Source organism: uncultured Chitinophaga sp. (genome assembly GCF_937898475.1).
Taxonomy (GTDB): Bacteria; Bacteroidota; Bacteroidia; order Chitinophagales; family Chitinophagaceae; genus Chitinophaga.
Map to the genome: position 1 here is coordinate 61,673 of NZ_CALEJS010000042.1, position 13,959 is coordinate 75,631.

13 protein-coding genes are annotated in these 13,959 nt (G+C 50.1%); 10 read left to right on the top strand and 3 right to left on the bottom strand.

Annotation, left to right across the window (positions count from 1 at the left end):
• Positions 1-17 precede the first annotated feature (17 nt).
• Complete coding sequence (locus Q0577_RS25880) at positions 18-644, top strand: response regulator transcription factor (RefSeq protein WP_298741540.1); 627 nt, start codon at positions 18-20, stop codon at positions 642-644.
• Positions 645-664: 20 nt separating this feature from the next.
• Here the strand turns inward: Q0577_RS25880 and Q0577_RS25885 are convergent, their stop codons facing one another.
• Together Q0577_RS25885 and Q0577_RS25890 are read right to left on the bottom strand one after the other, a co-directional pair.
• Positions 665-1,633, bottom strand: coding sequence for a fatty acid desaturase (locus Q0577_RS25885; protein WP_298741542.1), 969 nt, complete (start codon positions 1,631-1,633; stop codon positions 665-667).
• A gap of 19 nt (positions 1,634-1,652) precedes the next feature.
• Positions 1,653-2,525 (bottom strand): lysophospholipid acyltransferase family protein, encoded by an 873-nt coding sequence (locus tag Q0577_RS25890; RefSeq protein WP_298741544.1) that lies wholly within the window; start codon positions 2,523-2,525, stop codon positions 1,653-1,655.
• 165 nt (positions 2,526-2,690) lie between these two features.
• Between Q0577_RS25890 and Q0577_RS25895 the strand changes: the two genes are divergently transcribed.
• Genes Q0577_RS25895 through Q0577_RS25905 form a run of 3 tightly spaced genes read left to right on the top strand, consistent with a single transcriptional unit; the run spans position 2,691 to position 7,352 of the window.
• On the top strand, positions 2,691-4,115 hold the full coding sequence (locus Q0577_RS25895) for an FAD binding domain-containing protein (RefSeq protein ID WP_298741547.1): 1,425 nt from the start codon (positions 2,691-2,693) through the stop codon (positions 4,113-4,115).
• Positions 4,112-6,421, top strand: a complete 2,310-nt coding sequence (locus Q0577_RS25900; RefSeq protein ID WP_298741549.1) for a molybdopterin cofactor-binding domain-containing protein — start codon at positions 4,112-4,114, stop codon at positions 6,419-6,421. The genes Q0577_RS25895 and Q0577_RS25900 overlap by 4 nt, the downstream gene beginning before the upstream one ends.
• On the top strand, positions 6,384-7,352 hold the full coding sequence (locus Q0577_RS25905; RefSeq protein ID WP_298741551.1) for an XdhC/CoxI family protein: 969 nt from the start codon (positions 6,384-6,386) through the stop codon (positions 7,350-7,352). Before Q0577_RS25900 ends, Q0577_RS25905 begins: the two co-directional genes overlap by 38 nt.
• A 22-nt stretch (positions 7,353-7,374) precedes the next feature.
• On the opposite strand, the gene pucL is transcribed toward Q0577_RS25905, so the two are convergent.
• Complete coding sequence (gene pucL, locus Q0577_RS25910; RefSeq protein ID WP_298741553.1) at positions 7,375-8,220, bottom strand: factor-independent urate hydroxylase; 846 nt, start codon at positions 8,218-8,220, stop codon at positions 7,375-7,377.
• A gap of 77 nt (positions 8,221-8,297) precedes the next feature.
• Between pucL and allB the strand changes: the two genes are divergently transcribed.
• The 6 genes from allB to Q0577_RS25940 are packed head-to-tail and all read left to right on the top strand — an operon-like array spanning position 8,298 to position 13,926.
• Positions 8,298-9,644 (top strand): allantoinase AllB, encoded by a 1,347-nt coding sequence (gene allB / locus Q0577_RS25915; RefSeq protein WP_298741555.1) that lies wholly within the window; start codon positions 8,298-8,300, stop codon positions 9,642-9,644.
• On the top strand, positions 9,641-10,891 hold the full coding sequence (locus tag Q0577_RS25920) for an allantoate amidohydrolase (protein ID WP_298741557.1): 1,251 nt from the start codon (positions 9,641-9,643) through the stop codon (positions 10,889-10,891). The genes allB and Q0577_RS25920 overlap by 4 nt, the downstream gene beginning before the upstream one ends.
• A gap of 1 nt (position 10,892) precedes the next feature.
• Positions 10,893-11,639 carry a (S)-ureidoglycine aminohydrolase gene (allE, locus tag Q0577_RS25925; RefSeq protein WP_298741559.1) on the top strand — a complete coding sequence of 249 codons (747 nt, stop codon included), beginning with the start codon at positions 10,893-10,895 and terminating at the stop codon, positions 11,637-11,639.
• Positions 11,639-12,145 carry a 2-oxo-4-hydroxy-4-carboxy-5-ureidoimidazoline decarboxylase gene (gene uraD / locus Q0577_RS25930; protein WP_298741561.1) on the top strand — a complete coding sequence of 169 codons (507 nt, stop codon included), beginning with the start codon at positions 11,639-11,641 and terminating at the stop codon, positions 12,143-12,145. Before allE ends, uraD begins: the two co-directional genes overlap by 1 nt.
• Complete coding sequence (uraH, locus tag Q0577_RS25935) at positions 12,142-12,480, top strand: hydroxyisourate hydrolase (RefSeq protein ID WP_298741563.1); 339 nt, start codon at positions 12,142-12,144, stop codon at positions 12,478-12,480. The genes uraD and uraH overlap by 4 nt, the downstream gene beginning before the upstream one ends.
• A 12-nt stretch (positions 12,481-12,492) precedes the next feature.
• Positions 12,493-13,926, top strand: coding sequence for an aldolase/citrate lyase family protein (locus Q0577_RS25940; RefSeq protein WP_298741565.1), 1,434 nt, complete (start codon positions 12,493-12,495; stop codon positions 13,924-13,926).
• The last annotated feature ends 33 nt before the right edge of the window (positions 13,927-13,959 follow it).

Consider the following 13,959-nt stretch of genomic DNA (forward strand, 5'->3'; position numbering starts at 1 on the left):
GTTGTAAATTAATGACCATGATCCGCCTGTATTTTGTAGATAACCATCCATTAGTGTTGGAGGGCCTGTGCTCCCTTCTCCGTTCCGAAACTGATATTGAACTGGTAGGCCAAACCCGCCACGGACAATCCTGCCTGTCATTCCTCATTGACCATTCTATAGACGTTATCCTGATGGACAGTATCCTGCCCGATATCAGCGGCATTGACCTCTGCGCTGCCATCAAAGCCAAGTATCCAGAAGTGGTAGTGCTGGGCCTCAGCTTCTTTAAAGAAAGACAATATGTAACTGGTATGATGGACAGCGGCGCCAGTGGCTATGTGCTGAAGGATGCTGATAAGGAGGAGCTGCTGCAGGCCATTCACGCTGTACACGCCGGTCAAACCTATCTTTCCGTTGATGCGGCGCAGGCCATGAATGAAGAGCCAAGGCCGGCGGGTAAACGTTACCCGCATCTGACCAGGAGAGAAAAAGAGATACTGCTGCTCATTGCAGAAGGTTATACCAATCCTGAAATAGCAGAAAAACTATTCATCAGCGCCACTACGGTAGACAGCCATCGTAAAAACCTGCTGGCAAAGCTCAATGCCCGTAATTCGGCTATGCTGGTTAAGTGTGCTATAGACAGGAAACTGCTGGTATAAACGCTTAAGCTAGATGTGTGTTATGAAATACCTACCATTTCTTTACTGTCCGCATCCCACACCTTAAGCCGGAAGCAGGCATATATATCCCGGAACCGCAGTGAAGTGGTCTTGGGTTGTTGCAGGCCTGGTATGGCTTTCATTGTTTCAGGCAGACGATAGAAGGGAATACGTGCATTCAGATGATGTATGTGGTGATAGCCGATGTTGCCTGTAAACCATGCCATCACGGGGTGCATCTCAATATAGCTTGAAGAAAGTAATGCGGCTTCATGATAACACCAGTCTTCGTTTGTGTTGAAAGAAACACCCGGGAAGTTATGTTGCGCATAAAAAAGATAGGCGCCAATACCACAGGCTACAAAGAACGGGATGAATATGAAGAACAGCCAGCTTTGCCAGCCCATTAGCACGATGACCAGCACAGTAGCGGTTATATGCAATATGATGGCCAGCAGGGAGTCAACATGTTTGCGCGGACTGGATAAGAAGGGTTTCAGACACATGCCCAGCAGGAACATCGACAGGTAGCCAAAAGCAATTGTAAGCGGATGCCTGGTTGCCAGGTATGCCCGTTGCTGGCCCCGCTGCAGTGACAGGAATTTCTTCCTGGTGAAGATCGGATAGGAACCAATATCAGCGCTGAACAGTTTGGAATTATGTTTATGATGATGATCGTGAGAGCGTTTCCATATACTGGTGGGCGCCAGCACATATATACCGAAGCCGGTCATAATAATGTCTGCCAGCCACGACCTGTGCAGGATGGTATGATGCTGATGATCATGATAGATAACGAACATACGTACAATCAGCAGGCCGGCAAGGATGCTGCAACATAGCTGCAGGGTAAAATGTGGCATGAGCAGTGTGCCCGCTAACGACAGCAGCAGTAAGGTAAGCGTGGACCAGGTGTAGAGCCAGCTTTTATACCTGATCTCGCGGGCAAAGGGCTTGGTAGCCAGGATTAATTCTTTTCCGTTTAGCATAGGATAGGAATACAGTATTTTAAATTCGTTTATGTTTCCAGCGGCGATGTGACCATAGCCATGTTGCCGGCTGTGCTATAATATCTTTTTCCAGTTTTTGCGTATGCGCTTCTGTGATCTCACTGTCCCGGGTACCGGCAGGCTGGGAGAATAATAACTCCGCCATCACGGTATAGTATCCTCTTTTTATACGCTGTACGGACACATATACCACCGGTTGGTTCATCTTTTGTGCAATTTTCTCAGTCCCCTTGAATACAGGAGTATCCTGTTGAAGAAAGGTCATCCAGTGGGCGCTTTGCGGATGAGGTGTCTGATCTGCTATAAACGCAGTTGCATTTACCTCGTTACGATGCGCCAGCATGTCCCGGAAAGTATCCTGCATGGCGATCAGCCGGGTACCGAAACGGGTGCGCATTTTATATATCAGGCCGTTAAAATGCGGGTTGGCCAGCGGATGATAGATCACATACAGCTGTTGACTGCAAAGTATACTGAAGGTATTGCCGGCCCATTCCCAGTTACCTTTATGTCCCATTACCAGTATCGCGCTTTTTTTATCTGTCGCCAGCTGATTAAACAACGCTACCGTGTCAGGATGAAAGCTGCAGTGCTGTACCATCTTTTTTTTACTGATGGTAAGCGTTTTGAAGGTTTCAAGAAAGAGATCGCACAGGTAGCGGTAAAACTCCCGGCATATCTTTCTTATTTCCTTTTCACTTTTATCGGGGAATGCATTGCGCAGGTTTTCTTCTACCACCTTTCTGCGGTAACCAACTACATAATAAAGCAGAAAATAGATACCGTCTGATAGCAGGTAAAGTACAGGAAATGGCAGCAGCGATACCAGGTAAACAAATGGCAGCGCCAGGTAATACAGGAACAGGGACAATCGCTCTTAAGTTGTTTAATTTAAGGTAATTCGGTAAATATAATGTATTAATTACTAGTTTTCAAAATATTGAAATGCTATTTCAGATATGTCCTTAAAAACGGGCTGGCAGTGTCCGTTATTGCCCTAATTGTGGTAAATTTAGATAGAACAGCACCAAGGGCCTTGATCACATTTATCCTCAATAATGACACCATCCATACTGACATGCCGCCGGGCATGTTGCTGCTGGACTTTATCCGTTACCGCCAGCATCTTACCGGTACCAAAATAGGGTGCAATGAGGGCGACTGCGGGGCCTGTACCGTACTCATAGGGTCGTATAACGGGCATGAGGTGCAATACCGCTCTTTCACGTCCTGCCTCACACCGCTTGGTAATGTGCATGGTAAACATGTGATTACTATAGAAGGCGTGAATATGGATACCCTGAACCCGGTTCAGCAGGCAATGTGTGATGAATCTGCCACGCAATGCGGTTTCTGTACGCCTGGCTTTGTAATGTCATTAACAGGCTTCTGCCTGGGTAAGCAGCCGCCTACTGCTGCCAACGCCATTGCTGCAGTTGACGGCAACATCTGCCGCTGTACCGGTTATAAATCCATAGAGCGCGCTGCAGCACGCGTAGCCCGCTTGGTGGAGCAGCGGAACAATACCGCTCCCATATCCTTCGCCGTATCACAACAGTTACTGCCCGCGTGGTTTGCCGGCATCAGTGAGCGGCTGAATACGCTGACGGCATCCCTCAATGGTGAATTTGAAGCGGCAGATGATGTAGCCGCACATTTTGTTGGCGGAGGAACAGATGTATACGTGCAGCACCCGGAGGAAATGAAGCAGAAAGCGATCCGCTTTCTTTTCGGTCAGCAGTGGCTCAACGGTATTTCCAGAAATGCAGACCGCTGTGTGCTGGGGCCTTCCGTAACCGTTACAGACTTGCAGGTTTCGCCGTTGATCAGGGCGTATTTTCCGCGCATAGATCAGTATGTAAAGCTGGTATCGTCTACCCCTATACGCAACATGGCTACCATAGCTGGTAATTTTATCAATGCATCCCCTATTGGCGACTTTACCATCTTCTTCCTGGCCCTGGATGCTACATTGGTATTGAGCACCGGGGCGCAGTCAAGAGAACTGCCATTAAGCCGTTTGTACAAAGGATATAAAACATTGGATAAATCAGCGGAGGAATATATTGAGAAGATCTGGTTCCGGTTGCCATCTCCGTCCCATATGTTCAATTTTGAAAAGGTAAGCAAGCGTATCAACCTGGATATAGCAAGCGTGAATTCCGCTATCAGCCTGCAGATGGAACAGGATGTCATTGCCCGGGTAAACATTTCCGCCGGCGGAGTAGCACCGGTGCCTATGCTCCTGGAAAAGACAGCTGTCTTCCTGCAGGGCCGGCGCCTGGAAGAAAGCCTGGTCAATGCAGTGGTCAGGGTGGCGCAAACAGAAATAAGCCCCATCAGCGATACCCGGGGCAGCGCGGATTATAAACGCCTCCTGCTCGGACAATTGATCAGGGCACATTTCCTGACCCTCTTTCCTCAGTTAAGGACGGAAGAGGTACTAAATATTGCAGAATGATTAACGTAGATGCATGTACGCATGTAAGGGGGGCGTCTATCTACCTGGACGATATCCCGGTGCTGAACGGAACTTTATACGGGGCCGCATTCGGTTCCCCGGTAGCGCACGGCACTATCCGTTTCCTGGATACTGCCGCTGCGGCGCAGATGCCGGGCGTGGTGAGAATATTTACTGCTAAAGACATAACGGGCGAGAATCAGATCGGCGGTATTATTCCAGATGAGCCCTTGCTGGGCGATGGAGAAACGCATTTTTGCGGCATGCCGCTGGCCTTTGTGGTGGCTACCAGCGCCGAAGCGGCCAAAGCAGCGGTGAAGAAGATAAAGGCAGATATTGCCCCCTTGCCGGTAATCACCGATCCAAGAGAAGCCCAGGCGCTGGGAGAACTGATCATTCCACCCCGGACTTTTAAGTTGGGCGATACGGAACAGGCCTGGTCGTCATGTACACATGTATTCGAAGGGAGCACTTATACAAACGGACAGGAGCACCTGTACATAGAAACACAGGGCGCCTACGCTATTCCCCAGGAAAATAATGTGATCAGGATCTATTCTTCCACGCAGGGGCCTACTGCCGTGCAACGCGCTGTTTCAAAAGCACTTGGGCTGCACATGCATCAGCTGGAGGTAGAGGTAACCCGCCTGGGCGGTGGTTTTGGCGGAAAAGAAGATCAGGCCAATACCTGGGCTGCGTTATGTGCCCTGGCCGCGCATCACCTGAAAAAACCTGTGAAGTATTCCCTGCACCGGATGGAAGATCTGGCTATGACAGGTAAACGCCATCCCTATGCTGCAGATTTCAGGATTGGGTTAGACAGTGAACTGAAGATACAGGCCTACGAGGTAACCTTTTACCAGAATGCAGGCGCAGCGGCAGATCTGTCGCCTGCCGTGCTGGAACGTACCTTGTTCCATTGCACCAATTCTTACTTTATTCCCCATGTAAAGGCCACGGCTTACAGCTGCCGTACACACCTGCCGCCTAATACGGCTTTCCGCGGATTTGGAGGTCCGCAGGGTATGTTTGTCATTGAGGCGGCCATTGCCAAAGCCGCCGCATCACTGGGCGTGCCTGCCTCCGTTATCCAGAAAAAGAACCTGCATCATACCGGTGATGAATTCCCGTATGGGCAGCGTGCGCAGAGTGAGGCATTAGCGTGCTGGGAAAAAGCAGCGGCCTTGTACGATGCTGCTGCCATAGAACAATCCATAGCCGCTTTTAATGCCGCCAATCAATTATACAAGAAAGGCATGGCTTTTATGCCGGTATGCTTTGGTATCTCTTTCACCAAAACACTTATGAACCAGGCGCGGTCGCTGGTGCATGTATATACCGATGGCAGCGTAAGCATCAGCACCGGCGCCGTAGAAATGGGGCAGGGGGTGAACACCAAGATCCTCCAGGTGGCCGCCCAAACCTTTTCCATTCAAGCCGGGAGGATCAGGATACAACCTACCAGCACATTCCGTATCGCCAATACCTCCCCTTCTGCGGCCAGTGCCACTGCTGATCTGAATGGCAAAGCCACCTTGATAGCCTGCAATGCGATTGCAGACAGGCTTAAACAGGTAGCGGCAGATGAAATGCAGGTACCGCTGACTGCCATTACCTTACAGGATGAGCAGGTGCTTTTAAACAATCAGCCCAGCGGCTGGGACTGGAAGCAGCTGGTGATGACGGCCTATACGAAAAGAGTGAGCCTTTCAGAGCATGGGCACTATGCCACCCCTGAAATACATTTTGATACGGCCAAGGAAAAAGGGCATCCCTTTGCTTATCATGTATATGGCACAGCAATACTGGAGGTAACGGTAGACTGTCTGCGGGGTACCTATACCGTAGACGCCGTGAAAGTAGTGCACGACTTTGGCGCCAGCATGAATCCCGCCATTGACAAAGGACAGATGGAAGGCGGGATTGTTCAGGGTATTGGATGGATGACGATAGAGGAAGTTGTTTACGATGCCGGGGGGCGCCTGCGTTCCAATGCACTCTCTACCTATAAGGTACCTGATATTTATGCAGCGCCGAAAACAATTGCCATCCATGCGCTGGAAACAACACAGGATAACCTGGCCATTTTCCGTTCAAAAGCAGTAGGTGAGCCGCCGCTTATGTATGGAATAGGAGCCTGGTTTGCATTGAGGAATGCGATCTCCGCATTTAATCCTGCTGCTGATATCCCGTTTGTAGCTCCTATGACACCAGAAAAAGTATTGATGGCTTTATACTCAAAACCGGTGAACACCGCCTCCGAACAGCATGCAAAAACAGTTGGCCACCTGGCAGTTGATAAATAGCAGTCTCGAACAGCATATACCCGTCATGTTGCTCTATGTATTGCAAAGTGAGGGCAGCAGCCCCGGCCGGGCAGGTTTCCTGATGGCTTTGAACGCTGCCGGTCAGATGGAAGGATCTATAGGTGGAGGCATTATGGAACATAAGTTTGTGGAAATGGTGAAAGAGCAGCTGCAGCAACATACCGCGGCTATCTCTGTCCGCAGGCAGATCCATAACAAACATGCTGCAAAGAACCAGAGCGGGATGATCTGCTCCGGTGAACAAACGATCCTCCTCTATCCTGTAAGAGATGCCGATACAGGGCCTGTGCAGCAGATTATACGCTGCCTGCAGCAACATCAGTATGGCGTATTGCACCTTTCTCCTGCCGGTTTCCGTTTTGAGCCGGAAGCGGTAAGCGAGCCTACTCATGAGTTGACTATGATCTCGTCTTCAGACTGGTATTACCGGGGCGCCATTGGTTACCGTCAGCATCTGCATATAGTAGGGGCGGGGCATTGCGCATTGGCGCTGTCAGCGCTGATGAATAAACTGGACTTTTACGTTCATGTATATGATGACCGTCCCGGTCTCCATACACTCCTGCAGAATACCTTTGCGCATGCACAGTATACACTGGGTGACTACAGTGAGCTGGCAGAGAAAATACCATCAGGCCATCAACATTATGTGGTGGTGATGACGGTTGGCTATCGAACCGACGATATTGCCGTCAGGGCCCTGCTGAATAAAACACTCAGGTATTTTGGTATTCTTGGTAGTAAAAGCAAAATAACCAGCATGTTTGACGGCTACCTGGAAGAAGGGATTCCCGGAAAACAGTTGTCCACAATATATGCCCCGGTGGGACTACCTATTAACAGCCATACCCCTGAAGAGATTGCCATTAGCATTGCGGCGGAGATCATCGCGGTGAAGAACCGCCCATAGCTTACCTGATCCCGGTAATCGTTCAGTCCCTGCTTATGGTACCCGTAATATATCCGTAAGGTGCATCAGTAGCGATGAAAATGTCATTGTTATTCTGCATGCCAAATTGTTCCAGGTTAAAGGGGATATGATGCTTATTAGGCATGATCAGGCTGATCTCTTTTACCATCACAATATTCTCCAGCACAGCTTTGCCCATATCAAAAAGGGTTTGCTGAACAGACAGGCTTTTATGAAACGCAAAAGTATGCAGCAGCGTATTGCGGATACCGTTATAAACAGCATTGAAATCCAGCTTTTCAGCAGTGTATAGCCAGCTGGCTTCGCATTGGGTGGCCAGTATCCGGTCGTTGGTCTCTTTTAGTGTGGTGTATTTGTCTTTGATGTAGTTTTCAAACCCTGAGTCGGTGGTCTTCAATATCAGCAGGTCCTTAAAACCGGAACGCACCGAAGTGGCTGTCCTGTTTTGTTTGACCAGCGTGGTTCGCTTTTCTGATCCGCTGCTGGCATAGGCATGCGGGTGAGGATGGGCCTCAAAAGCCATCCGGCTCCATAAATGTTCGGTAATTTCCACCTGCGCCTGCGATACCTGGGGATTATTGTTTAGGAGATAATTAGCCAGGTAGATCCCGAAATCTTCGATAGATCCGGTAAAATGATCCTTCGCCAGTGCATACACGGTGTTTTTCTGTGTATCGGTGGGGAGGATTTTGGTATTGTCCCCCTGCGTGTAGGCCGTCTCAAAGTCGCCCTCAAGCGATATGTTAACAGATATCTGCCGGAATTCATGATGGTCTGTATGCCGTATGATCTTTGAAAGGTGCACCGCATTTTTACCATACATGTTCTCGCCAAGTTTGATCTTCATAGCCTTTGTTTTACTTAACTTTAGCCTAACCTAATTTAAAGAATTAATTCTATTTTTAATAAAACCGGTACCCCGCTATGTTTGACCTGGCTATCAGCGGAAATAATATTGTGACGCCCGATGGGATAAGGAAAGCGGTTGTTCTGATAAAAGACGGCCAGATAGCTGCTGTAGCGGATGTTCTGCCTGCGGGTACGGAAGTAATGACGGTAGATATACAGGATTTGGTGCTGATGCCCGGTATCACAGATCCCCATGTACATATCAACGAACCTGGCAGAACAGACTGGGAAGGTTTTGAAACAGCTACCCGGGCTGCCGTTGCCGGAGGTATTACCACACTGGTAGATATGCCTCTCAATGCATCGCCGGTCACTACCAGTGTAGCTGCCCTGGATGCCAAATTGCAGGCAGCCACCCAGCAACTGCATGCGAACTGCGGCTATTGGGGTGGAGTGGTGCCAGGTAACGAAAATGAAATAAGCCCGTTAATTGATAAGGGAGTGCTTGGTTTTAAAGCATTTCTCACGCATTCAGGTATTGATGATTTTCCCAATGTAAGTGCAGCCCAGCTGGAAAAGGTAATGCCCATCATTGCCCGACATGACCTGCCTTTATTGGTACACTGTGAACTGACGGGAGAACAGGCTTTGTCTGCAGCAGGCCCTGATCCATCCTACCGCCGCTACCTGGATTCCCGCCCGCCGCAATGGGAAACCGCAGCAATAGACCTTATGATCCGCCTGTGTGAAAAGTACGGCTGCCGGGTACATATTGTGCATGTGTCTGCTGCGGCCGCTATCCCGCAGATACAGGCAGCAAAGGCAAAGGGGCTGCCTCTCACGGCAGAAACTGCGCAGCACTATCTGTACTTTAATGCAGAGAACATACCGGATGGACAAACACCGTTCAAATGTGCGCCTCCCATACGTGAAAAGGTCAACAACAACCAGTTGTGGGATGCCCTGCAGCTGGGCATCATCGACTTTGTAGCCACCGATCATTCACCCGCCCCTCCGGCGCTGAAACAATTGCAAAGCGGAGACCTGAACAGTGCCTGGGGTGGTATTGCTTCCCTGCAGCTGGCCTTACCGGTTTTATGGACAGCGGCCAGGAAAAAAGGTATACCGCTTAAAACTATAGCTCGTTGGTTGTGCGAGGCGCCTCCGGCCTTGCCTGGTTTGCAGCAGCATAAAGGGAAGATCGCTCCGGGATATGACGCGGATCTCGTAGCGTGGGACCCGGAAGCTATTTTTACTGTTACTGAAGATATGCTGCACCACAGGCACAAGATCTCGCCCTACCTGCAGGAAACTTTATCCGGAGTAGTAAGAACTACCTGGTTGGCGGGCCGGAAAGTATTTGACAATGGAACATTCCCGATTGAACATACCGGGAACAGTATATTAAGACAAAATGCATGAAAGGATATTCAGCAAGAGCAGAAAAGATCATGAGCCGCATAGAGGAGCTGGCTTCTGTCAGCGAAACAGAGCAGGGGCTTACCCGTACTTTTGGCTCCGGCGCCTGGAGGGAAGCGGCACTGATCATACAGTCCTGGATGCAGGACGCAGGCCTCCACGCCTGGATAGACAACATCGGGAATGTCAGGGGCCTGCTGAGCAGTCCATCGCCGGGCGCCAGAACGCTCGTGATTGCCTCGCATATGGATACAGTAATAAATGCCGGTAAATTTGATGGTCCTCTGGGCGTGATGATGGGCCTGGACCTGCTGGAACAGCTGGCACATAATCATACACCGCTGCCATTCAATATACAACTGGTGGCCTTCAGTGATGAAGAAGGCTGCCGCTTTCATACCACCTACCTTGGAAGTAAAGTGCTGGCTGGTTCTTTTGAACCGGTTTTGCTGGAAAAAAAGGATGCTGACGGTATCCCGCTGCGCAATGTGATACACGCTAATGGCAGCAGCACCGGACTGCTGCACACAGACGCCATTGACGCAGCCGCCTGGCTCGGATATTTTGAGATGCATATAGAACAAGGCCCGGTGTTATATGACCGGGATATACCGGTGGGCATTGTAAAAGCAATAGCCGGACAGAAAAAAGCAGCCATCACATTTGAAGGTATAGCCGGCCACGCAGGTACCGTGCCGATGGATATGCGCAATGATGCCCTGTGTTGTGCGGCAGAGTTTATCCTGGCAGTGGAAAGCATCGCCCTGCAGTACAAATCGCAGATCGTTGCCACGGTAGGTAAGCTGGAGATAGCCAATGCTGCAAGCAACGTTATACCCGGCGCCATTACCTGTACGCTGGACCTGCGTAGTGCTGATGGAGGTATATTATCTGAAGTATATGATACACTGCAAAGAACAACTGCAGCTATATGCGGCCGCCGTAATATAAACTTTGACTGGACGGTTGTGCAGGAAACCAGCCCGGTTACGTGCGACCTCTCACTGAGCGCATTACTATCCGGCGCTGTAAAAGAGGCCGGTTATGAGCCGCTGGAGTTGGTGAGCGGGGCTGGCCACGATGCGGTGGCCATAGCCGCCGTAGCACCGGTGTGTATGCTGTTTGTGCGCTGTTATAAAGGCATCAGCCATAACCCGCTTGAAAATGTGGAACTGAAAGATATCGCCGCTGCCCTGCAGGTAGCGGATAATTTTTTACAACAAATGATTTATCAGCATAACCAATCTTAATATGGAAATATCAGCATTGACCCGGTCTGTTGTGAAAAGCAGCCATGCAGTGATCAGTCCGGACGGATATGTGAACAGCTCAGTGCCTGGCTGGACAAATTGTACAGTGAATGTGATCATCAACGAACAAATGGGCGCGCACCTTTGCCAGATGCTGATCACCTTGCAGGAAGATGGCCGTTTAACAGGGCGTACACAGGCTTCGCAGATATTTTTCTACGTGATATCCGGCGAATGTACTGCTTCGGTAGATGGAGAAGAAAAAGTGCTGAGCACCGGGCATTTTCTGTATGTTCCAGTTAACAGATCCTACCAGCTGGGTTATGCAACAGCAGGTACCCAACTGCTTACTTTCCACAAAGTGTATGAGCAACTGGAAGACTATGAAGTGCCGCCGGTAATTTTTGGCGATGCCACTATGGTTGCAGGCGCCGCATTTCTGGGCGATCCTGCCCTGCGTTTACAGGTGCTGTTGCCAGAGCATCTGTCGTTTGATATGGCGGTAAATATCTTCACTTACGACCCGGGCGGTCACCTGCCCTTTGTGGAAACACATATTATGGAGCACGGGCTCTTATACCTGCAGGGCCAGGGGGTGTATATGCTGGATCACGAGTGGTATCCTGTCAGGAAGGGAGATGCTATCTGGATGGCGCCCTACTGTCAGCAATGGTTTACCGCCATGGGTAAGGAGCCGGCAGTATATATCTATTACAAGAATGTAAACCGCTTTCCAACAGTAGTATAATGACCCTTGCTGCATTAAATAGCCTTCCGTTGCCGCAACTGAAAGAGGAGCTTCGCCGGTGTTGCGGCGCTGCCGCCTGGGTAGAGCGCATGAGCGAACGTTTCCCTGTAAAAGATGCGGTCAGCCTGCTGGAAGCTGCCGGCAGCATATGGAAGGCCTGTTCGGAAGATGACTGGAGAGAAGCATTTTCGCATCATCCGCAGATAGGAGACCTGGCATCGTTAAAAAAGAAATTCGCTTCCACTGCGCAATGGGCCGCGGGTGAGCAGGCTGCGGTGCAGCAGGCATCAGAAAATATACTGGAGGAGCTGGCAGCAGGTAACCGTCAGTACCTCGAAAAATTCGGTTATATATTCATTGTTTGTGCCAGTGGCAAATCAGCCGCCGAAATGTTACACCTGCTTAAAGAACGCTTGCCCCATACACCCGCAGACGAGATTCGTGTGGCAATGGCGGAGCAGGAAAAGATCACCAAAATCAGACTGGAAAAACTATTAATATCATGAGACAAATAACCACCCATGTTTTAGACGTCAGTCAGGGGAAGCCGGCGGCAGACCTGACCGTTTTTTTATACCGGCAACAGAATAGCGAATGGGAAGCCATTGGCGGCGGAGCCACAGACAATAACGGTCGCCTGAGAGATATGATCGGTGACGATGTTGTATTGTCTGCCGGTGTCTACAAATTGAAGTTCGCCACAGAGGAATATTATGAGCAAATGGAAACCGATACCTTTTATCCATTTGTTGAAGTGGTGTTTTATATAGACAAAGGTGAGCATTACCATGTGCCTTTGCTGTTAAGTCCTTTCGGGTACTCCACTTACCGCGGTTCCTGATAAACCCTGAACATGATGCAACTATCAATCAAGGAAAATGAACAGGCACGGCTGCTCAATTCGCTGGGCCTCGCCAACCGTAAGTTTCAGCAAACATATCCGGGCGACAGAACAGACCGGCAACCCGTACATACGGTGTATGGTGGGGCCAACCTGTTTAAGGCGGACACCTGTATAAAGATGGGAGAGATCGCACTGAAAAGCCTGCAAACGTACTCCCCGGATTTTACGGTACTGGCCAGGGTGCTTGAATTGCCCGGCCATCAGCAGTTGCCGGTCCTGCAAAATGACATCGCCGCCCTCACCCATAAGCTGGACAGCCTGCCGGAAGCGGAGCGCAGGCGGGAGCCTGGCTGGCTGGCCTATACTGTGTACAATAAAATGATCCGGAAACTGCAGACGGAGCCTGTTGAAGATTTCAGGATCGATTTTGAAGATGGTTTTGGCAACCGGCCGGACGATGAGGAGGACGCGACCGCCATTGCCGCCGCACAAGAGCTGGCAAAAGGCATGCAGCAGCAAACAGTATCGCCTTTTATAGGTATCCGCATCAAGCCTTTTACGGAAGATCTGAAACACCGCGGTGTACGCACGCTTGACCTTTTCCTGACCACATTACTACAGGCTACCAACGGTGTGCTGCCGGCTAACTTCGTAGTGATGCTGCCAAAAGTAACGATCCCCGAACAGGTTACTACCCTGGTAAGATTGTTTGAGCTGATAGAGCAGGCGCATGGCTTGTCCCGGGGCGCACTGCAATTGGAAACCATGGTAGAAGCTACGCAGATCATTATGGACGATGAAGGCCGTAACCCCTTGATGCGGATCATTAAGGCGGGAGAAGGACGCTGTATCGCCGCGCATTTTGGTACGTATGACTATACGGCGTCCTGTGGTATCACTGCCAGATACCAGACCATGGCCCACCCGGTTTGTGATTTCGCACATCACATGACCAAGGTGGCGCTGGCGGGAACCGGTATTTTTCTCTCAGATGGCGCTACCAATGTAATGCCCATAGGTCCGCACCGGGGCGATCATCTTACGTTTGAGCAACAGGCAGAGAACCGCGCCGCCGTACATAAAGCCTGGCGTACCGGTTATCAGCATACCATGCATTCACTTATTAATGGTTTCTACCAGGGATGGGACCTTAACCCCGCCCAGTTGCCCATGCGTTATGCCGCTACTTATAACTTCTTTCTGAGCAGCTATGAAGATGCAGTATTCCGCCTCAAAACATTTGTAGAACGTGCCGCCATCTCTACGCTTACCAGGGATATATTTGACGATGCAGCCACCGGTCAGGGACTGTTGAACTTTTTCCTGAAAGCGATGAACTGCGGCGCTATTTCGGAGGAAGCCGCGCTGGCCACCGGGCTTACGCTGGAAGAGATCAGGAGCCGCTCTTTTTACCGGATATTGGAAGGAAGGAGAAAGCGATGATGGCATGGCATATAGCGTAACTTGGAGTCAATA